Raw genomic sequence first — 19143 nt, forward strand, 5'->3', positions numbered from 1 at the left:
TTACTTTATACAAAAATTCCCTGTCGTTGAAATAAAAATTGGGTGCCTGTTATTATGTTAGCTTACACATAATAACCAGCACCCAGCTTACGGTCTCATTATTCGGTTATGGCTTCATGAATCAAGATTGGCGGCTCTACCTTTGAATTCGTAATCTTTATATTTTCATATAGTTTTTGTTTTACTTCCCTAACATCTTCAAAATTGCTATATATGGTTACTAATGATTCCCCTTGCTTCACTTGATCGCCAATTTTTTTCCTTAATACAAGACCAACAGCCAAATCAATGACTGAATCCTTTGTTGCCCGTCCTGCCCCAAGCAGCATAGCTGCCGTTCCGACTTCATTGGCCGTAATTTCAGCCACATAACCGTCCTGTTTGGCTTCCAATTCAAAGGTGAATTTTGCCTGAGGAAGCTTGGACGGATGATCGACAACCGTGGCATCTCCCCCCTGGGAACTTAAGAATACTTTAAATTTTTCAAGAGCGGATCCATCATTTATTGCCTTCTCCAGCAATGTCCGTGCTTCTTGAAGAGAGTTTGCCTTTTCGGCGAGTAGGACCATATAACTTCCAAGGGTTAAACAAAGCTCGGTTAAATCTTCAGGTCCCGCTCCTTTTAATGTATCGATCGCTTCTTTCACCTCTAAGGCATTACCGATGGCATACCCCAGAGGCTGACTCATGTCGGAAATAACCGCCATGGTCTTGCGGCCGACGTTATTACCGATTCTTACCATCGCTTTAGCCAGCTCACGGGAATCCTCGAGTGTCTTCATAAAGGCCCCTGCGCCTGTTTTTACATCAAGGACAATCGCGTCGGCACCTGCTGCAATTTTTTTGCTCATGATGGAGCTCGCAATAAGCGGGATGCTTTCAACCGTACCCGTTACATCCCTAAGTGCATAAAGTTTTTTATCTGCTGGAGTGAGGTTACCACTCTGGCCAATGACCGCCAGTTTATTTTGATTCACCAGTTCAATGAACTTATCGTTGTCGAGTTCAACATGGAAGCCGATTACGGATTCTAGTTTGTCGATAGTCCCCCCGGTGTGGCCTAAGCCGCGCCCGGACATTTTAGCGACCGGGACTCCAACAGAGGCAACGAGCGGCCCCAGCACAAGGGTCGTGGTATCGCCGACACCGCCGGTAGAGTGTTTATCTACTTTTATTCCTTGTATTTGTGACAGGTCTATTTGATCTCCTGATTGGACCATCGCCATCGTCAAATCTGCTCGTTCTTGTTCTGACATGCCCCGGAACACGATTGCCATGGTTAAGGCACTCACTTGATAATCGGGGATGGAACCCTCTGTATAGCCTTTAATAATAAAATTAATTTCGTCGGTAGTCAGTTCATACCCGTCTCGTTTTTTTTCAATTAAATCAACCATTCTCATTTGACTCACCACTTTGCCCACATTTTAATCAAGCCAGTGCATTCACTATTTCTTTGATATAAAGCAAAAAATTGGCTTTTACCTTTTCGGTTGTTTCCATAACTTCATCATGTGTCAACGGCTGATCAAGAATCCCAGCCGCCATGTTGGAAATACAAGAAATGCCGAGAACTTTCATTCCGCTGTGACGTGCAACAATGACCTCGGGAACAGTGGACATCCCTACCGCATCACCGCCAAGCCCACGGATCATGCGAATTTCTGCAGGGGTCTCATAAACCGGTCCTGGATTGCCAAAATAAACGCCTTCCTTTACATCTATATGTAAACGGGTGGCAATTTCTTTTGCCAGGTTCCGCAAATCCTTGTTGTAAGCCTCGGATAAATCCGGGAATCGGACCCCAAGCCTGGTTTCATTCGGACCAATTAAGGGGTTGGTCCCCATATTATTTATATGATCGGTGATGATCATTAAATCACCAGGTGAAAAACTCTCATTCACTCCGCCGGCGGCATTGGTCACTATCAATATTTCGACACCGATTTGTTTCATTACCCGGACCGGTAATGTGACTTTTTCCATGCTATATCCCTCATAAAAATGGAAACGTCCTTGCATTGCCACTACTTCGACACCGTTCAAATTTCCAAACACAAGCTGACCCGCGTGACCTTCAACGGTAGAAACAGGGAAATCCGGAATTTCCTTGTACGGTATTTTTACGGCCTCTTTTATTTCATCCGCCAATACCCCTAGACCCGAGCCTAAAATAAGTCCGACTTTTGGAGTTTTATTATATTTTTTCTTTAAAAATTCAGCCGCATTTGTTATCTTTTCATAACTCATCCTGCTGCCCTCTTTTCCTTTTTATTTGGCTCTATTAAATATGGCTGTTGATTGCAACAAAAGGTTTCGCGCGGGCGTATTTGGAGCCTCCTCGGCACTGGAGCGCCTGCAGAGACTTTCCTTCCCCGTACTCTATTAGGAGGCGAGCTTATCCACTCCAATCAACAGAGGTTTAAAAAAATCAACAATTTCGTTTAACAGAGCCCTTTTATTTAAGTCCTTACCCGTCACTGGTTTAATTCTTTCAAGAAACTTTTTCCATAGTTTGGAAATTTCACTTGGAAGTTCTCGGCAACGGTCGCTCCAATATCGGCGAAAGTTTCTCTTAGAGGCAGTTCTTTGCCTTCCTGCCTGTTTGTTGAGTAGACAAGCAACGGAACATATTCGCGAGTATGGTCTGTTCCTGGAGCAATTGGGTCATTTCCATGGTCGGCCGTGATGATGAGCAAATCGTCCTGTTTCATTTTGGCGAACACTTCAGGCAGCCTAGCATCATATTCTTCGAGTGCCTTTCCATACCCTTCTGGATCGCGGCGATGGCCATATAACGCGTCAAAATCCACAAGATTTAGAAAGCTGATACCAGTAAAATCCATATCAAATGTTTCTATCAGCTTATCCATACCGTCCATGTTGGAAACCGTTCTCAATGATTTTGTCACACCTTCGCCATCATAGATGTCGGAAATCTTCCCTATAGCAATAACATCAAAGCCGGCGTCCTTTAACTCACTCATGACCGTACGATCAAATGGTTTTAGGGCATAGTCATGGCGGTTAGGTGTCCGTTTAAAGTTACCAGGCTCTCCAATAAACGGGCGGGCAATGACCCTTCCAACCATATATTTTTCATCCAACGTCAGTTCCCGTGCAATTTGACAAATCTTATAAAGCTCATCCAGCGGTACAATTTCTTCATGTGCTGCGATTTGCAGAACGGAATCGGCCGATGTATAAACGATTAGCGCTCCTGTTTTCATATGGTCTGAGCCAAGCTCATCTAGTATCGCTGTCCCGCTTGCCGGCTTATTCCCTATTACTTTCCGTCCTGTCCTGGTTTCAAGCTCGGTGATTAGTTCATCAGGGAAGCCATTTGGAAAAACTTGAAATGGAGTTTGAATATTTAACCCCATAATCTCCCAGTGTCCCGTCATTGTGTCTTTACCGTTGGATGCTTCCTGCATTTTTGTATAATACGCTAACGGTTTTTCGGCTTTGGCAATTCCTTCTAATTCCCGAATATTGCTCAAGCCGAGTTTACCCATGTTCGGCATATGGAGCCCATTCCTTTTTTTGGCGATATGCCCCAATGTATCTGCTCCTTTGTCACCGAACCTTTCCGCATCAGGCGCTTCCCCTATTCCCACTGAGTCCATGACAATAATAAAAATCCGTTTATATGTATTCTCAGCCATTATTTACATCCTCCTGTTCGCTCACCATTGGTAACGTTTTCAAACGCTAGAAAGATAACCTCTCGATAGGTTTCCCTTTTAATGTGGTATTAATCTTAAAATAAGCTGATTATTGGTCAGAAGTCTGACAACTATATTGTACTAAATGCGGCTAAAAAAACAAGGAAAAAGCTGGCTTTTTTTCAGACAGCTTTTTGTAACTTGCGTGAACTTGTCTTCAAAGCTATGACTCTATCAAGCTCGCGGATGAAATTTGTTATAAACGTCCTTCAACCGGGTTTTTGTTACTTGTGCGTAAATTTGTGTCGTGGAAATATCCGCGTGGCCCAGCATCTCTTGTACGGCCCTCAAATCCGCACCATTTTCAATTAAATGAGTGGCGAATGAATGCCTTAGTACATGTGGGGTCAGCGGTTTGTTAATCCCCGCTTCATAAGTTAATCTCTTTAGGATTTTCCAAAATCCCTGACGAGTTAGTCTATTTCCATGATGATTCAGGAACAAAGCATTTTCGGTGTGCTTTGGGGAGACAAAATGTTGACGCCCATCTTCCAAATACCGTTTAATCGCATCCGAGGCTGTCCGGCCAATTGGAATAATCCGCTCTTTGCCGCCTTTGCCTATACAACGGACAAATCCCATGGTCAGATTGACATGTTCCGTGTCCAAACCAATCAGTTCACTTACCCTGATCCCGGTAGCATAAAGCAGCTCCAGCATGGCCTTGTCGCGTTTTCCATAGTGATCCAACAATTTCGGTGAATTTAATAAAGTTTCCACTTCCTCAAGGGTTAACACTTGCGGCAATGTTCTTTCGATTTTGGGAGGATCTATTTCCACGGATGGGTCATGATCAACCGTCCGCTCCCTTAAAAGATATTGATGAAAGGCCCTAATGGAGGCAATATGCCTGGCAATGGTTTTCGCGGACTTCCCCCCCTCTTTTAACATTCCAAGAAAATGGCTAATATGAATACGCTGCACTTCATTTAATGCCGAAAGTGATTCAACCCTTTGGATATATTCAAGATAATTCTTCAAATCCCTCTCATACGATAAGACCGTGTTCTTAGCCAGCCGTTTTTCAAAATCCAGATAATGGATAAATTTTCGCAAGTACTCTTCCATTGCTTTTACTCCCCATCTAAATAAAACAATATCAGCCGATCAAACAAGGAAGAAGATTGCTGGTCAATGGCGTTTGAGACCTTTACCGCAGATCCTTCCGGTTCATCATAGCGATGATAGTTTTGATATTCTTCAGTTACCCACATGATACCATAATAAAACAATACAGTGCATCCGGTGAAAAGGATAAATACCTTTAAGGTTTGCATTATGACTTTAAAAAAAGAGAACATCTTATTTCCCCCAAATTCCATTATTCACTAATAAAAGGTATGCCTTTTTGTCCAAGTTTTATACCTGTGATAAGGAATTGACCGAAATAAATATGCTTAAAAAATAGAAAAAAGCCCTTTTGCTCTAAAAAGGACCCTTCCCTACTATTCTGCTTTTTCCTCTTCCTTGTGCTTGGCTTGGCAACGATGGCAAATGCCATGGAAGGTTAGGCGATGGTCTTTGATTTTAAAATTCCATCTGCGCTCCACAATAGCCTCAACGTCTTCCAGTAAATCTTCCTGAATTTCATCCACCGCACCACATTCAATGCACACAAGATGGTGGTGAAAGTGGGCTGCCCCCTCCTGCCTTAAATCGTATCGGGATACCCCATCACCAAAATTTATTTTATCAACAATTTTCAATTCGGTTAACAATTCCAATGTTCGATAAACAGTTGCCAATCCTATTTCTGGCGATTTTTCCTTCACGAGGAGGTACACATCTTCTGCGCTTAAATGATCCTCTTCATTTTCCAGCAAAACTTTGACGGTTGCCTCACGCTGAGGGGTTAGTTTATAGCTTGCTGAATGCAATTGTTTCTTTATTCTTTCGATTCTAGTTTCCATCCGAAGTCCCTCCCGCGCCACTGTTAATTCTCATTATAACAGATGGCATTGGAGATTCAAAATAAAATTATTATAAACAACATTTTATAATAATTTTTATATAATATTAATTATAAAGCGCATTTTTTCCTAAAAATTTGTCGTTCCAATGATGGTTTTCATCAACCATGGCGAAAGGTACGCTTCTAAACCAGAGGCGGCCGTGATGAATATGACGGCTGCAATTAATGCAATAATGTAGCCTTTGAAAAACGGCAATATCGGTTCGGCCATTTTTTTTACAAACTGCCGTTTAATCATTCTTAATGAGAATATGACGGAAAAGGCAGCCATGATGATGAAAACGGGAATGATTATCACATTTTGCGGCAGAATCGATACGAATGCAAGTGTGAACCCTTTCCACCCCATTTGGCTGACGAGAAATCCAACGGTGAAACCGACCACCATACCTTTTACAAACAAGAGAATCAGAATTATAGGCAGGCCGATAATCGAAATGCCAAGAACCCATATTAAGCCAATGAATTTACTATTATGAAAAAAACTTTGCAGGAACAAATCAACGCTCCCTGCCGTTTTTCCTTCCGATACTTGCCCAAAGAATTGGGATAAATAGTAGAACAGGTCTTCTTTTTGGGTAAAACTCATACTATTAACGACAATGGCTCCAAATATGACTCCCATAAGAAATAAGACGACAATAAACAAAAAAATTGAGGAATGCTCACGGAAATAACTAGCGGCATTGGACTGGTACAAACGTTTTTTCATACGCGTTTCCTCCTAATAACGGTTCAGTTAGTACAGTCTATGCTTTGCTAGCAAATCTATGACGATTTTTAGTAGATTTGCTGATTCTTCCCTCTCAACAGTAGAATTAATAACCTATTATCCTAATAGACTCAAACAAACTCATTGAATTGATGGAAAGCCTTTTTACCTTGCAGGCTTTTTTTCTTCTGATACAGGCTTTTGGAAAGCTACCTATTTACCCAACACGCCCTTTTTCTACCTGTTACGAGTTTTTGTAATGTTATTGATACTTTTCTTGATTTCCTTTACCAATTAAAAAACCCAGCAGTGCAGCCCGCTAGGTTTTAACCATTGTTTACTCCGAAATTTTTCCATATTTCCCTCCACCTCCAGCGGCTAAAGTGATGTTCCCTTCCCGTGCTTTCATAATCAAGTTGGCCATTTTTTCCGGTACCACCTGTCTTAGGGCATCAGAAGGAACTTCATGTAAAACCGCCATTTCACTGCCAAAATGATTGACCAGTTTTTCTAAGAGGCGCGGTCCCAGTCCAGGAATAAACTCGAGCGGGACCTGATGAACATAAGGCGGCCGCCATGATGGACTAAAATCAGCGGTTTTTAATTCCAAAATCCTGTCCGCCACCCCTTTGACAATCTTTTGACTGCCGCACAAATTACAGATTGGGTCCTCAGTGCCGAGCGGATTCAAGCATTCGGCACAGACGGTCTTGTGGTATTTCCCAAGCAAAGGGTCGAGCCCATAATTGGCTATGACTCCCCTGCCAGCTTCCATGTTAAGTGCTTTTTGCAATTCTTTAAAGGTAGGTTCTTCCATGGCCACCACTTGGTACTCACGGGCAATTTTCGCTAATGAATGGGCATCCGAATTCGTCACAAATGTATAATCGTGCAACTCCCCCAATTGATCTGCCATTTTAGTATCGGAACTTAGGCCGAGCTCGATTCCGTCTATCAGATGCGGATCGAACACTTCTGTTAAAGAGCGGTTTACACCTTTGCCATAAAGGCTTTTAAAGGGGGTGAACACATGGGCAGGAATAAAAATCCCGCCCATTTCTTTTACTTTTGCCTGCAAAACTAATCCCGTAATGTACACCCGCTGGGAGCTCAACTGGATATTTTTCAAATGGCCAGAAAGCCAGCCGGAGAACTCTTTCATCGCTTCTAGGGTAGGCATAAAGCAAAGAACATGAATGGGACCGTTGCATTGCACGTCGTAAATTTCTAGTTCTGATCCAGGGATGACAGTCAATTCCCCAAAGACCAAACCGCCATCCTGATGCTCATAAACCTCCCCACTCTCAATCAGGCTTTCTATTTCCTCTATCACCTCGGGGGAATGACTGTCAATGATGCCGACCATATTGAGTCCTTTTACATGCCGAGCGTGTTCGATAATATTCGTGAACGTCAAGGATTTAGCGCCGGTAATTTTCACCGGTTTGCCGGTCCACGTCCGCCCGATATGGATATGTAAGTCTACATAATACCGATTCATTTTGTGCCTAACGCCTTTTGGAGCTGCAGGTACTGCACAGCATAAATGGTTTTCGCATCATAGATTTTCTGTTGTTCAACATATTGCAACGCCTCATTTAGCGTGATTTCCTCCAGATTCACAAACTCGTCCTCGTCAAGTCCAGCAGCATTTTCTTTTTTCGATAACCCTGTAGCTAAAAACACGTGAACGATTTCGTCGGCAAAACCCGGTGACGTATAGAAGGATGTGATAGGTTCAAGATTTTTGCACTCATATCCGGTTTCTTCTTCCAATTCTCTCCGGGCGCAATCGGCGGGATCTTCTCCTTTTTCCAATTTTCCGGCAGGGATTTCCACAATCGTTCTTTCCAGCGCTTTGCGGAATTGTTCCACCATCAAAATTTTGTTGTCATCTGTAACAGCCAAAATGGCAACTGCACCAGGATGCTTAATAATTTCTCGTTTTGAATGATTTCCATTTGGCAGTTCTACCTCTTGCAGGTGAAGACTGATCACTTTTCCAGAAAAAATTTCTTCACTTTTAATCGTTTTTTCTTCCAGTTTACTCATTTTTGTCACTCCCGTTCTAATCCGTTCCACTATCGACATACATTTTATCATACTTTAACTGGGGGGTATAAAGATGAAGGTGTATGTCCATGACAAAGGAATCACCATGGCCGGCAAGTGCTGGGAAGTTCTTCAGAAGCTAAAAGAATATAATAAAGAATTCACTAGCGTAGCCGAATGGCTGAAAGCAGTCAGTCAAAAATAAGCTTTCAATTGATAGTCTGCCCTGTTTTATATAAAATTGTAGTAAAAGAGCAGGGGGGGATTTTTTTTGAAGAAACGACAGCTTGGCAAATCAAATTTACATGTAAGCGAGCTAGGCCTTGGCTGCATGTCGATTGGGACAGACGAAAAAACGGCTTTAAGAATGATTGAAACAGCTTTTGATGAAGGCATCAATTATTTTGATACAGCCGATTTATACGATGCTGGGGAAAATGAAAAATTGGTCGGGAAAGCATTAAAGAAGGTTCGCGATCAAGTAATTATCGCCACAAAGGTCGGGAACCGCTGGAAACCAGACAAAACCGGCTGGACATGGGACCCGTCCAAGGCATACATAAAAGAAGCCGTCAAAGATAGCTTAAGGAGGCTTGGAACGGAGTATATCGACCTCTACCAGCTTCATGGTGGAACCATCCAGGACCCCATCGATGAAACGATTGAGGCATTTGAAGAATTAAAAGCGGAAGGGCTGATTCGCTATTACGGCATTTCCTCCATCCGCCCCAATGTCATTCGAGAGTATGTAAAGAAATCCAATATTGTCTCCGTCATGATGCAATATAGCATGTTAGACAGGCGCCCTGAAGAAGAGGCATTGCCACTGCTTGCGGAGCATGGCATTAGCGTGGTTACCCGCGGTCCGGTTGCCAAAGGCCTGCTAAGCGATAAGATGTTGGAAAAAGCAACTGCCAGCGGCTATCTGGATTATAGTTTGCAAGAATTGCAAGACATTCTGCCTGTACTGAAAGAAAAACTGGCGGCAACGCGTCCGTTCACGGAGGTGGCGCTGCAATACAATCTAGCGGATCCTGCCGTTGCTTCTGTTGTGGCCGGGGCCAGTAGTCCGGAACAGATAAGGCAAAACGCGGCAGCCGTTAGAAGCAAGTCTTTGTCAGAGGAAGAGGTAGAAGTTATTAAGAAGGTCACAAAGGCGAATACATATAAAGACCATAGATAAAAGGAGAGCTTCCCGCTCTCCTTTTATCTGGCTTTTCCCCATTCAATCGTACTTTTCTCGATTTCTTTAATGATCGATTCTTTATAGTTTATATAAGAGTCAATATCATTAGGAAACTGCTTGGCCCCGGTCATTTTCACTTCCGCATAGCGATTGGCATCTTCAGGATGCTGGCGCAGATAGTCCCGAAATAGGAGATGTCTATGAACTTCCAGGCTGCCGGTTTGAAACGCGTGAAGATGATAGAGCCGTTCCCCGCCGGGATTATTTTTTATAAAAAATCTTCTTCCAGGTATCCCGTTTTCACCTTTTGCGATGTAGCCTTCCGCCTCTAAAATGGGGATTGCCTCATCGAAGATGGTAATATCCCGCACTTCCGCCAGTAAATCAATAATCGGTTTTGCCGATAGTCCGGGCACGGAAGTACTCCCAATATGATGAATGATCACCTCATGGGATACGAAAATACTTTTAATCCTTTGGCTTTCCTTTTGAAACAGTTCCACCCATTCGCTTCGGTAAGGCACTACCTCTACTCTGCGCGCACTCATCTATTTGAATTCCTTCCAATTCATGCCGCTTTCATTTAGCAATTCTTCAAATGACTTATTTTTCTCTTTTAATCTTCTTTCTTCCCGTTTTTTTTGTTCTTCCGCTTCAAGCAGTTTCGCTTCTTCGGCTTTTAAACGCTCTCTTTGTTCTGTTAACTGCTTTAGTACGTTGGGGTCCATCCGGTCTTTAAGTGTTACGGCTGCTTCGTCCTTTTTCGGTTTGGCTGTCGGTTTGTTATGCTTTTTCTTCATCTTTTGACGCTCCTTAAAGAACTATTATTTCTATATATTATAGCACCGAAAGACGGTTAAATCATTTGAAAAGGTTTTGGCACCTCATTTGATTTCTAAAAATTGTTTTTATTCTTGATTTTCCAGAATTTTCCCTCCACAATAAAACTAGGATGCCAAGGAGGAGATGCAGGATGCTTGCTCTGCCTAAAAAAGTAACGGTCATTGAAGTTGGCCCTCGGGATGGCTTGCAAAACGAAAAGTCTTTCGTTCCCACTGAAGTGAAAAAGCAATTTATTTCCGCCTTAAAAACAGCTGGATTCCAGGAGATGGAACTGACCTCCTTCGTCTCACCCAAGTGGGTGCCGCAAATGGGCGATGCTGCTGAAATAGTGGCAGACTGTCTGGATGACCACACCAGAAATATAGTGCTCGTCCCCAATCGTAAAGGCCTTGATCGAGTCTATTCAACGGACTGCCGGGCCATTGCCGTATTCCTCGGGGTCAGCAATAGCTTTAATAAAAAAAATATTAATAAAACTACCCAAGATAGTTTGAACGAATTAATTCCAATGATTAGAGAGCTGAGGGAGAAACATTATTTTATCCGCGCTTGCATTTCCACCGCGTTTTATTGTCCGTACGAAGGAAAAATCAATGAAGAGGATACCATCAAGCTGTGCCGGGAATTTGCGAAAGCAGGGGTCGATGAGTTAAGCGTTGCCGACACGATTGGAATGGCGGCACCACACGAAGCCTACTCCTTGTTTTCAAATTTAACCCAAGAATTTAACCATATCCTGATGACAGCCCATTTCCATGACACCAGAAAGATGGCACTGGCCAATATCTTAGCCTCGCTTCAAGCGGGAATTACCCGATTTGACACCTCAGCGGGCGGTCTTGGCGGCTGCCCTTTCGCACCAGGTGCCAGCGGTAATGCGGCAACAGAAGATGTCGTGTACATGTTGGAACGGATGGGAATCCACACAGGTATTGACCTAGGTAAATTGGCAGCTGCCATTGACATCGTCCGCCCCCATCTTTCCAGGTCCATAGACAGTGGTTTTTACCGCCTGCACGGGCAGTCTGTTCAACCTCATGAATAATGCCCCATTCAACTATGCATCTTATTAGATGAAACTATTGCGAAGGGAGACCTCATTCATGAATCAAAAGCGTGAAAAAGGATATAGCAAAAAAGGAAAGGACTATGCGGATTCTGCTGGCGGAGGTAAGCGGATGATCGCCGCCGAAGAAGTAGAAAAAGCCATCCACCCGACAAAACGGCATAACGCGGAATCATAAAAAAAGTGCATCTCCAAAATATCCAGAGCCGCTCATTGGTATTAGCGGCTTTTTCTTTGTTACAATAATACTTGAAAAATTATCCAAATACATTTGAATTCATCCACTTACTTCTGGAGGTGCCCTACGTGAAAAAGGCATTTCGTGTCTTGTTCTTTATTTTATTTTTCTGGCTTGCGATCGGTTTATATCTTTCAAACCGGCTGATGTATATGAAAAAAAAGGATGAAAATTTCATCCTGCAACGGGAAAAAGATGCGGGAAGGTTTAATCCTGAGGAGTTGAAGTCCTTGCCTAAACGGGACGTGGAGATTCCTTCGCCATTTGGCTATAATATCAAAGCTTGGCTGGTAGAACCTTATGATACGAACCGTTATGTGATTATCTCCCATGGGGTAACGGAAACGAAAATCAATTCCGTTAAATACATGAGGCTTTTTCTGGACCGGGGTTTTAATACCTTAATTTATGACCATCGCCGCCACGGGGAATCCGGCGGAAAAACGACCAGCTTTGGGCATTATGAAAAATTTGATTTGAAGTCGGTTGTTGATTGGCTGAAAAACGAGAAGGGCGATGATTTGTTGTTGGGGATTCACGGGGAATCGATGGGGGCTGCCACAATGCTTTTGTATGCCGGCTTGTTGGAAGACGGGGCTGACTTTTACGTGGCGGACTGCCCGTTTTCTGATTTCAAAGAACAGGTGGCACATGTGATTAAACGTGATTTCAAAATCCGTCCTGGGCTGTTGCTTCCAGTTGGGGATTTTTTCTTGCGCTTGCGGGATAAGTACTCACTCCGTAATGTGTCCCCCATTTCCGTTATTGAAAATATAAAAAAACCGATATTGTTTATTCACAGCCAGGAGGATGATTTCATTCTTCCCTCGATGACAAATGATTTATATGAGCATAAACAAGGGCCAAAAATGATTTATATCGCAGAAAATGGCCGCCACGCCCAATCTTTTAATGAAAACCGCGCGGATTACGAACGGGTGGTCGATGAATTTTTAGATAAGTATGTGGCAGCCCAGCCAGGTTAAATATTAATGCCTTTATACTCTTGCAAATTCCTTATTTTCCCTTTAATCTTTTAGTTAATATCAATATTATTTCTCTTAATTAATATCATTTTATGAAGGGGTGCGGGAGCGATGTCAAAGGTGCAAATCAAAGTAAATGATAATGGGTCATTAAGAATCACTGGTGATGTGGAGTTATTGGATGGAGAGGGCAATGTGTATACCACAAAGCCATCCTTTTCCCTGTGCCGCTGCGGAAGGAGCAATAACAAACCTTTCTGCGACGGCTCCCACAAAGGAAATTTCCAATCGGAAGTCCGGGTGCCGGAGGAATAAGCATCAAAAAAAGCGGCTGAGCACATGTCAGCCGCTTTTTATAAATCTGTCAACCGTATATCAGCAATTGCCTCAACGGGAATCCGGTGTGCCTCATTAAAATGATCCACCACATGGAGTTTCTGGGCTAACTCATCCCAATAGTGGATTTTCCCGATGACAATTTCATATTGATGATTCCGATAGTAGGTAATGGTGACATTTTGATCAAATTCAATTGCCTCTAACAATGTTTCATTCATGAGTTCCATCTGCTGCTCATCCATTTCTTTGGGTTGTTCATACTGGTCTTCTTTGACCCAATCCCGAAGCATTTTTACGTGTTCAGGCAGCATCATCGACGTCCATTTTATTCTTCCCCGATCCCGAATCATCCGCCTCACCTCTTTTCATACTGTAGAGCGCCTAAACAGGTGCTCCGTTTTTCTGATTGTCCAGCTCCAGCGGCTAGTTTCCTTCGCTCTTCTCCCTCCCTACGATAAGTCAACATCGGACGCTTGCGCTCCCCGTGTTTCCTTTATCTCAGTCGAAGCGCTCCACAAGGAACGCTTCGGCAGCATCCGCATCGCACGAACAAAAAGCGGCAGCTTTTTGGAGGAGGCCATACGCCGCTAACCGGGCACTTCCGCTTTTCTTTTTACATTTTATGTCCGCCCACAAGGGTTGCCCGGTGCTTGGCGGTTCCACCCGATGTATAGGAAACAGCACGCAGGAGAGCCCCCGGACCGAATCGCCTTCGGACTGAATCCACCACATAGCCAAGCTCCCGCCTTTTGTAAGCCCCCATGTCAAACAGATCGAGCTGCATCTCGCAATCATCCACAATATTGCCAAGGGAAATCGAGATTTGCCTTACAGTCTTGCCATTATAATGCTCGTGAAATAATTCGAGACAAACGCGGTAAAGGTCCATCGTCACGTTTGTCGGCTCCTTGACGGTTCTGGCCCGATTAAAACCGCCGCCAAATTCATCCTGACTGTAGCCGATGCCAAGTGTAATGGTTCGCCCAGCCTTACGCCTCGTTCTTGCCCTTCTGGCGACCTCTTCGCATATTTCTAAAATGACATGCTTGATTTCTTCTTCGTCTTTATAGTCGCGGAGCAAAATCTGACTTTTGCCGAAACTTATCTGCCCTTCAATAATCGGTGCCCCCAAATCGGACAGGTCGACACCCCAGGCATGGTGGTAAAGCTGATTGCCCATAATGCCAAATTTCTTTTCCAATTGTTCCAAGTCATAGCGAGCCAGCTGGCCGACATTAAAAATTCCCATGCCGTTTAACGTTCTTTCTACCCTTCGGCCAATCCCCCACATCTCCCTTAATGGGGACACCTTCCAAAGCTTTGTCTTCACATCATCATAGGTCCATTCGGCAATGCCATGGTGCTTGGCATCCAGATCCAAACAAAGCTTCGCCAGTAACATATTAGGGCCAATCCCGACAGCGCAGGGCAGTTGAAATTCCCGCTCAATATCGTCCCTGATTTTTCTGGCAATCGTCCCCGCATCCCCCCATAAATGCAGGGCCCCGTCCACCTTAATAAAGCTTTCATCCACGCTGTACACATGAATGGCTTCTTTTGGGACATAGCGGTTGAACACACGGGTGATTTCCGTGGAAATCCGGAGATAGGTGGCCATCTTTGGCTCAATAATTCGGATTCTGGGGTCTTTGGGAATCTCAAACAGCCTGGAGCCCGTTTTGATGCCAAATTCTTTTTTTAACCGCGGAGAAGCAGCCAGAACAACACTTCCCTGCCGGTCCTTGTCGCCCACAATGGCGACATAGCAGTCCAAAGGATCAAGGCCCTCCATAACAGCCGAGCAGCTGGCATAAAAGCTCTTCATGTCCACACATAAAATTTTATTTTGCGGTAACGTGCTGTAATCGACCATAACTTTTCCCTCTTCGCATTATTATAGAACACCTGTTCCTTTATTATATCTATTATCTTAAGGGAATATGCGTTCGTATTCAATGGTAATTTTTTGACAGCAACAAAAGCGCTAAGGCGCTGGATCTGGACAATTCTCAAGGTCTGAAATAAATTCTGGTACAATAAAAGAAAAGCAGTATAATGATGGATGGGGTGCAGCCGTTGGAGAAAAAACTGATTACTAAAATGATCTTAACTTGTTTTAAACAGTATGGTGAAGCCGATTCCGCGCCAATTGGCGAAAAAGAACTGGACGAGCTGACCCGGCAGATTCTCCTGACCAAACAGCAAGACCCGGCAGCCGATTTGTATGAAGTGGTCAATGACAAAGTGTATGAATTTTTAACTGGTTAATGATTGGCAAAAGAAAAGTTAAGGAAATGAGGTGTGGCATATGGCACGTGAGCGCAAGTTCACTACGGGTGATTTATTTCAGGCTGCTGAGCAAATCCTGCTCCAGCACGGCTATGAGGGGTTTACCTTTAGCCTGCTGGCAGAACAATTAGAAGTCTCAAGAGGAGCTATTTATAAATATTTTGACAACCGCGAGGAACTAATCACCGACTATATGATTTATGAAATGGAGAAATTTTTAGCCGATTTGAAGCAAATGGATGCAGCCGGGGACTTTGACGGGCAATTCACCTTTTTGTTAAATCTCATGTTTAAAAATACCGCTGTGCCGCAAATGATTGAAATTGGTCGAAAGATTCCCGAAGGCGGCAATCAAAAGGTGAAGCAGAACATCGAGACACTAGGACAGTTGCATTTTGAAATGTACAACTACTGCCAAAGGCTGGTCACAAAAGGAAAGCTGGAGCACAAAATAAAAGCTTCCATTGAAGATTCGATTATTATCGGGATGATTTTTCAATCGATTATGATTCCGAATCGGTTTCGTATCCCCCACTCAGAATGGGTCGCTTCGATTAAAGAAATGCTGTGCCATGGAATGGTAAAAACCGATTAATTGACACTAGTGTCACTTTAAAAGATAATGATAATGAAAAGTGCTGCTAAATGAAGTGGCACAAAAGTGACGCATGCGTTACTTTCAATTACGGTTTTGAAAGGAGAACAGGATGATGACATTTTTACAGGCGGTTACCGACCGCGTCACAACCAAAAAGGGCATGTGGATCACCTTGACAGCCTGGCTGGTCATTACAATGATTCTGGCGATGTTTGCGCCAAGCGTCCGGGATTATGAAGCCTCCAAAATTGACTCACTGCCGGATGATGCCAAAACAGTCATTGCCCAAAACAAAGTCGACCGGTATTTTGACAACAATGACGGGACGCCGGCGATACTAGTATTCCAAGCAAAAAGCGGGGAAGTGGAATATTCCACGCTCGCTGCCCTGTTAGACAAAATAGAAAGTGATAAGATAAATGGCGTCCAGCAGGTAGTGTCCTTATCGAAACTGCCGCCGCAAGCAGCCGCCAGCTTTTTTTCAGAGGACAAAACAACCGCTGTGATTCCGTTAACATTCGATTCCTCGATTGAAACAAAGGAAATGCGGACATCTATCGAACGAATCAACAAGGTGATAAAAGATTCATCCGATTTGAAATTATATGTAACGGGTCCAGCCGGAATTGCCACCGATACACTGGATTTATTTTCCCGTGCTGATTTTGTCCTGTTATTCTCAACAGTTGGACTTATTTTAGTATTATTAATCGTGATTTATCGTTCGCCGCTGCTCGCATTAATCCCACTCTTGGCCGCTGTGTTCGTTTATGAAGTCGTCACCCAGATCCTTGGCATCATGGGAGCATCAGGACTGGTTATGAGCAGTCAAACGGTCTCGATTATGTCGATCCTGTTGTTTGCCGCGGTAATTGATTATTCCCTGTTTGTTTTCTCCCGCTATCGCGAGGAACTAAAGCTTCACGAAAGCAAATATGAAGCGATGCAGGCGGCCATGAGTGAGACCGGGATGCCGGTGTTCTTTTCCGGCGGCACTGTCTTAGCCGCGATGCTGGTGTTATTCTTTGCCAAGTTCGGCGATTACCGAAACTTTGCGCCAACTTTTGCAACAACGATGGTTGTCATCATGGTTGCCTCCGTCACACTGGTTCCGGCCTTGTTTACGTTATTTGGCCGAAAATCGTTCTGGCCGAGGATCCCCCGTGTCGGTGAGAAGACCACTCATAAGCAAACGCTTTGGGCAAAAATTGGCCGGTTCGTCGCCAAAAAGCCAGGCCTATCCGTCGTGGTGATTGGACTGTTTCTGGTGATTGCCGCCAGCAATATGTTTAATTTAAAGTATGAATTTGACACGATGAAGTCTTTCCCTGAGGATATGCCTTCCCGGCAAGGATATGAAATCTTGGGAGACAAATTTGAGGCGGGTGATCTGGCCCCGACAACGGCTTTGTTTGAATCGAAACAAGCTATGACAGCCGAACAGCAGGAAAAGCTCAAGAGTACGCTTGAAAAACAGCCGCTGGTCTGCAATGTCCGCATAAACGGCATAACAGAGAATCAAAAAGTGATCAACTACAGCCTCACCTTTAAAGAGAATCCATATGCGGTGGTAACCATCGATGCGATGGAAAAAATCATCACCAAGAGTGAAAGTATCGTCAAGGACAGCGGTCTGAGCGGTAAGCTGTATTTTGCCGGAGAAACTGCAACAAAAGTCGATGAACGTGATGTGAACAATCGCGATGTCATCCTGATTGTCATCCTGGAAACCGTGTTAATTTTCGCCCTGTTGATTGTGTTAACGAAGTCGGTCAAGATGCCGATTTATATGATGGGAACCATATTAGTATCGTTCCTGGCCGCACTTGGACTTGGCATGTTCTTAAGCCATCTGTTCTTTGATATCAGCACCATCAGTGACCGCGTTCCGCTATATGCATTCGTCTTCCTGGTGGCACTGGGGATTGACTACAATATTATGCTGATTTCCCGGTACCAGGAAGAGAAGAAGACGCACTCTGTCAAGGAGGCGGTGGAAATTGCCGTTGCCAATACCGGCGGCGTCATTTCTTCGGCCGGAATTATCCTGGGAGCCACGTTTGCGGTGTTGATGACCCAGCCGATTGAATTGCTATTTGTTTTTGGCTTCATTGTCGCAGTCGGAATTATTTTGGATACGTTCTTGATTAGGGGGATTTTATTGCCTGGTTTGATTGTGCTAATTGAAAAGGATAAGCAGGTAAGTGCAGATAAATAAGGTCATTGAGCTTTATATACGCTATTTCAGGAACTAACGAAATAAAAAAGGAGTTTGTTTCAATCGAAGCAAACTCCTTTTTTCGTATAAAACATTTCTCTACTTCTTATTTAGCACTTTTTTCCCGATCCGTTCAAACAATCGAGGAAATAAAACGTAGATGGCACTCCCCATATTCATCCAGCGAGGCAGGTTGATCTCCCTTGTTTTTGTCAGCATACTGTCGACCACCTTGCGAGCTACAAACTCCGGCTGAAGCATAAACCGCTGGACATTTTTTACATATGTCCCCTTTTCATCGGCAATGTTGAAAAAATTGGTGGCAATCGGCCCGGGATTGACCGTAGTTACTTGGATATTAAAATCATCCACTTCCATCCTCAGGGCATTGGAATAACCGAGAACCGCATGCTTGGTAGCGGAATACACACTTGATTTGGGTGTGGCAATTTTGCCGGCCTGGGAGGCAATATTGATGATATGGCCGAAGCGCCGCTCACGCATATGGGGAAGCACCATACTGGTGCAAGCCATTAATCCGATGACATTGACCTCAAACATTCCCTTGATCTCATCCATCCTGGCTTCATGGGCTTCGCGAAACACCCCAAACCCGGCGTTATTCACCAGTATATCAATGTGCCCGATGGCGGAGAAAATTTGTTCAAAGACCTCCCGCACATGGTTGGTATTGGCGACATCCAATTGAAATACGTCTACATTTACACCATGCTTTTGCTCGAGTTCTCTTTCAAGCTGCTGCAACTTATCAATGCTTCGGGCCATCAGTACCAGATTAGCCCCGTTTGCGGCACAAAGCTTGGCAATTTCGGCACCGATTCCGCCTGAAGCGCCCGTAATGACAATATTTTTTCCTTTTAGCTTATCACTTGACATATTCACACCTCATCTGAGAATT

At 43.9% G+C, this 19143-nt stretch carries 23 protein-coding genes; 9 read left to right on the plus strand and 14 right to left on the minus strand.

Annotation, left to right across the window (positions count from 1 at the left end; translation table 11 throughout):
- Positions 1-98: 98 nt before the first annotated feature.
- From ACY8D0_RS19190 to ACY8D0_RS19230, 9 genes are all read right to left on the minus strand, one after another.
- Positions 99-1403 carry a pyrimidine-nucleoside phosphorylase gene (locus tag ACY8D0_RS19190; protein ID WP_462412097.1) on the minus strand — a complete coding sequence of 435 codons (1305 nt, stop codon included), beginning with the start codon at positions 1401-1403 and terminating at the stop codon, positions 99-101.
- 28 nt (positions 1404-1431) lie between these two features.
- Positions 1432-2250, minus strand: coding sequence for a purine-nucleoside phosphorylase (locus ACY8D0_RS19195; RefSeq protein WP_462412098.1), 819 nt, complete (start codon positions 2248-2250; stop codon positions 1432-1434).
- A gap of 227 nt (positions 2251-2477) precedes the next feature.
- Positions 2478-3665, minus strand: a complete 1188-nt coding sequence (gene deoB / locus ACY8D0_RS19200; RefSeq protein ID WP_462412099.1) for a phosphopentomutase — start codon at positions 3663-3665, stop codon at positions 2478-2480.
- 234 nt (positions 3666-3899) lie between these two features.
- Entirely contained in the window at positions 3900-4793 is an 894-nt protein-coding gene (gene xerD, locus ACY8D0_RS19205) for a site-specific tyrosine recombinase XerD (protein ID WP_462412100.1), read from the minus strand.
- 5 nt (positions 4794-4798) lie between these two features.
- Positions 4799-5026 carry a YqzK family protein gene (locus ACY8D0_RS19210; protein ID WP_462412101.1) on the minus strand — a complete coding sequence of 76 codons (228 nt, stop codon included), beginning with the start codon at positions 5024-5026 and terminating at the stop codon, positions 4799-4801.
- Positions 5027-5170: 144 nt separating this feature from the next.
- Complete coding sequence (fur, locus tag ACY8D0_RS19215; RefSeq protein ID WP_462412102.1) at positions 5171-5635, minus strand: ferric iron uptake transcriptional regulator; 465 nt, start codon at positions 5633-5635, stop codon at positions 5171-5173.
- A gap of 129 nt (positions 5636-5764) precedes the next feature.
- Complete coding sequence (gene spoIIM / locus ACY8D0_RS19220) at positions 5765-6409, minus strand: stage II sporulation protein M (protein WP_462412103.1); 645 nt, start codon at positions 6407-6409, stop codon at positions 5765-5767.
- 337 nt (positions 6410-6746) lie between these two features.
- A complete protein-coding gene (locus ACY8D0_RS19225; protein WP_462412104.1) occupies positions 6747-7910 on the minus strand; it encodes an endonuclease Q family protein in 1164 nt (387 codons plus the stop codon).
- Positions 7907-8461 (minus strand): NUDIX hydrolase, encoded by a 555-nt coding sequence (locus ACY8D0_RS19230; protein ID WP_462412105.1) that lies wholly within the window; start codon positions 8459-8461, stop codon positions 7907-7909. Before ACY8D0_RS19230 ends, ACY8D0_RS19225 begins: the two co-directional genes overlap by 4 nt.
- A 73-nt stretch (positions 8462-8534) precedes the next feature.
- Here ACY8D0_RS19230 and mciZ point away from each other — a divergent pair, with 73 nt between their 5' ends.
- Together mciZ and ACY8D0_RS19240 are read left to right on the plus strand one after the other, a co-directional pair.
- Positions 8535-8666, plus strand: coding sequence for a Z-ring formation inhibitor MciZ (mciZ, locus tag ACY8D0_RS19235; protein ID WP_462412106.1), 132 nt, complete (start codon positions 8535-8537; stop codon positions 8664-8666).
- A gap of 66 nt (positions 8667-8732) precedes the next feature.
- Positions 8733-9644: an aldo/keto reductase gene (locus ACY8D0_RS19240; RefSeq protein WP_462412107.1), complete on the plus strand. Its 912-nt coding sequence runs from the start codon at positions 8733-8735 to the stop codon at positions 9642-9644.
- 23 nt (positions 9645-9667) lie between these two features.
- Here ACY8D0_RS19240 and ACY8D0_RS19245 read toward each other — a convergent pair whose 3' ends face one another.
- Both ACY8D0_RS19245 and ACY8D0_RS19250 read right to left on the minus strand, forming a co-directional pair.
- On the minus strand, positions 9668-10195 hold the full coding sequence (locus ACY8D0_RS19245; protein WP_462412108.1) for a GrpB family protein: 528 nt from the start codon (positions 10193-10195) through the stop codon (positions 9668-9670).
- Complete coding sequence (locus ACY8D0_RS19250; RefSeq protein ID WP_462412109.1) at positions 10196-10447, minus strand: YqkE family protein; 252 nt, start codon at positions 10445-10447, stop codon at positions 10196-10198.
- 173 nt (positions 10448-10620) lie between these two features.
- Between ACY8D0_RS19250 and ACY8D0_RS19255 the strand changes: the two genes are divergently transcribed.
- From ACY8D0_RS19255 to ACY8D0_RS19270, 4 genes are all read left to right on the plus strand, one after another.
- Positions 10621-11535 (plus strand): hydroxymethylglutaryl-CoA lyase, encoded by a 915-nt coding sequence (locus ACY8D0_RS19255; RefSeq protein ID WP_462412110.1) that lies wholly within the window; start codon positions 10621-10623, stop codon positions 11533-11535.
- 58 nt (positions 11536-11593) lie between these two features.
- Positions 11594-11734, plus strand: coding sequence for a hypothetical protein (locus ACY8D0_RS19260; protein WP_462412111.1), 141 nt, complete (start codon positions 11594-11596; stop codon positions 11732-11734).
- Positions 11735-11862: 128 nt separating this feature from the next.
- On the plus strand, positions 11863-12780 hold the full coding sequence (locus tag ACY8D0_RS19265; protein ID WP_462412112.1) for an alpha/beta hydrolase: 918 nt from the start codon (positions 11863-11865) through the stop codon (positions 12778-12780).
- Between the two features lie 111 nt (positions 12781-12891).
- Complete coding sequence (locus tag ACY8D0_RS19270) at positions 12892-13095, plus strand: CDGSH iron-sulfur domain-containing protein (RefSeq protein ID WP_462412113.1); 204 nt, start codon at positions 12892-12894, stop codon at positions 13093-13095.
- A 38-nt stretch (positions 13096-13133) separates the two neighbouring features.
- Here the strand turns inward: ACY8D0_RS19270 and ACY8D0_RS19275 are convergent, their stop codons facing one another.
- Both ACY8D0_RS19275 and ACY8D0_RS19280 read right to left on the minus strand, forming a co-directional pair.
- A complete protein-coding gene (locus ACY8D0_RS19275; RefSeq protein ID WP_462412114.1) occupies positions 13134-13469 on the minus strand; it encodes a YolD-like family protein in 336 nt (111 codons plus the stop codon).
- Between the two features lie 263 nt (positions 13470-13732).
- Positions 13733-14992: a Y-family DNA polymerase gene (locus tag ACY8D0_RS19280; RefSeq protein WP_462412115.1), complete on the minus strand. Its 1260-nt coding sequence runs from the start codon at positions 14990-14992 to the stop codon at positions 13733-13735.
- Between the two features lie 203 nt (positions 14993-15195).
- Here ACY8D0_RS19280 and ACY8D0_RS19285 point away from each other — a divergent pair, with 203 nt between their 5' ends.
- The 3 genes from ACY8D0_RS19285 to ACY8D0_RS19295 all read left to right on the plus strand — a co-directional run bounded on the left by ACY8D0_RS19285 (position 15196) and on the right by ACY8D0_RS19295 (position 18224).
- Complete coding sequence (locus ACY8D0_RS19285) at positions 15196-15387, plus strand: YqzH family protein (RefSeq protein WP_462412116.1); 192 nt, start codon at positions 15196-15198, stop codon at positions 15385-15387.
- 40 nt (positions 15388-15427) lie between these two features.
- Positions 15428-16003, plus strand: a complete 576-nt coding sequence (locus ACY8D0_RS19290) for a TetR/AcrR family transcriptional regulator (RefSeq protein ID WP_462412117.1) — start codon at positions 15428-15430, stop codon at positions 16001-16003.
- Between the two features lie 112 nt (positions 16004-16115).
- Positions 16116-18224 carry an MMPL family transporter gene (locus ACY8D0_RS19295; protein WP_462412118.1) on the plus strand — a complete coding sequence of 703 codons (2109 nt, stop codon included), beginning with the start codon at positions 16116-16118 and terminating at the stop codon, positions 18222-18224.
- A 99-nt stretch (positions 18225-18323) separates the two neighbouring features.
- Here the strand turns inward: ACY8D0_RS19295 and ACY8D0_RS19300 are convergent, their stop codons facing one another.
- Positions 18324-19121, minus strand: a complete 798-nt coding sequence (locus ACY8D0_RS19300; protein WP_462412119.1) for an SDR family NAD(P)-dependent oxidoreductase — start codon at positions 19119-19121, stop codon at positions 18324-18326.
- Between the last annotated feature and the right edge of the window lie 22 nt (positions 19122-19143).

The sequence above is a fragment of the Neobacillus camarae genome (assembly GCF_054950115.1).

Bases quoted from the DNA above. Each gene is read 5' to 3' on its own strand.
- ACY8D0_RS19260 (WP_462412111.1), top strand. From the start codon at position 11,594: ATGAATCAAAAGCGTGAAAAAGGATATAGCAAAAAAGGAAAGGACTAT.
- ACY8D0_RS19245 (WP_462412108.1), bottom strand. From the start codon at position 10,195: ATGAGTGCGCGCAGAGTAGAGGTAGTGCCTTACCGAAGCGAATGGGTG.
- ACY8D0_RS19300 (WP_462412119.1), bottom strand. From the start codon at position 19,121: ATGTCAAGTGATAAGCTAAAAGGAAAAAATATTGTCATTACGGGCGCT.
- ACY8D0_RS19230 (WP_462412105.1), bottom strand. From the start codon at position 8,461: ATGAGTAAACTGGAAGAAAAAACGATTAAAAGTGAAGAAATTTTTTCT.
- spoIIM (WP_462412103.1), bottom strand. From the start codon at position 6,409: ATGAAAAAACGTTTGTACCAGTCCAATGCCGCTAGTTATTTCCGTGAG.
- ACY8D0_RS19210 (WP_462412101.1), bottom strand. From the start codon at position 5,026: ATGTTCTCTTTTTTTAAAGTCATAATGCAAACCTTAAAGGTATTTATC.
- ACY8D0_RS19190 (WP_462412097.1), bottom strand. From the start codon at position 1,403: ATGAGAATGGTTGATTTAATTGAAAAAAAACGAGACGGGTATGAACTG.
- ACY8D0_RS19295 (WP_462412118.1), top strand. From the start codon at position 16,116: ATGATGACATTTTTACAGGCGGTTACCGACCGCGTCACAACCAAAAAG.
- fur (WP_462412102.1), bottom strand. From the start codon at position 5,635: ATGGAAACTAGAATCGAAAGAATAAAGAAACAATTGCATTCAGCAAGC.
- ACY8D0_RS19290 (WP_462412117.1), top strand. From the start codon at position 15,428: ATGGCACGTGAGCGCAAGTTCACTACGGGTGATTTATTTCAGGCTGCT.
- ACY8D0_RS19225 (WP_462412104.1), bottom strand. From the start codon at position 7,910: ATGAATCGGTATTATGTAGACTTACATATCCATATCGGGCGGACGTGG.
- ACY8D0_RS19270 (WP_462412113.1), top strand. From the start codon at position 12,892: ATGTCAAAGGTGCAAATCAAAGTAAATGATAATGGGTCATTAAGAATC.
- ACY8D0_RS19280 (WP_462412115.1), bottom strand. From the start codon at position 14,992: ATGGTCGATTACAGCACGTTACCGCAAAATAAAATTTTATGTGTGGAC.
- ACY8D0_RS19255 (WP_462412110.1), top strand. From the start codon at position 10,621: ATGCTTGCTCTGCCTAAAAAAGTAACGGTCATTGAAGTTGGCCCTCGG.
- ACY8D0_RS19250 (WP_462412109.1), bottom strand. From the start codon at position 10,447: ATGAAGAAAAAGCATAACAAACCGACAGCCAAACCGAAAAAGGACGAA.
- deoB (WP_462412099.1), bottom strand. From the start codon at position 3,665: ATGGCTGAGAATACATATAAACGGATTTTTATTATTGTCATGGACTCA.
- ACY8D0_RS19195 (WP_462412098.1), bottom strand. From the start codon at position 2,250: ATGAGTTATGAAAAGATAACAAATGCGGCTGAATTTTTAAAGAAAAAA.
- ACY8D0_RS19275 (WP_462412114.1), bottom strand. From the start codon at position 13,469: ATGATTCGGGATCGGGGAAGAATAAAATGGACGTCGATGATGCTGCCT.
- xerD (WP_462412100.1), bottom strand. From the start codon at position 4,793: ATGGAAGAGTACTTGCGAAAATTTATCCATTATCTGGATTTTGAAAAA.
- mciZ (WP_462412106.1), top strand. From the start codon at position 8,535: ATGAAGGTGTATGTCCATGACAAAGGAATCACCATGGCCGGCAAGTGC.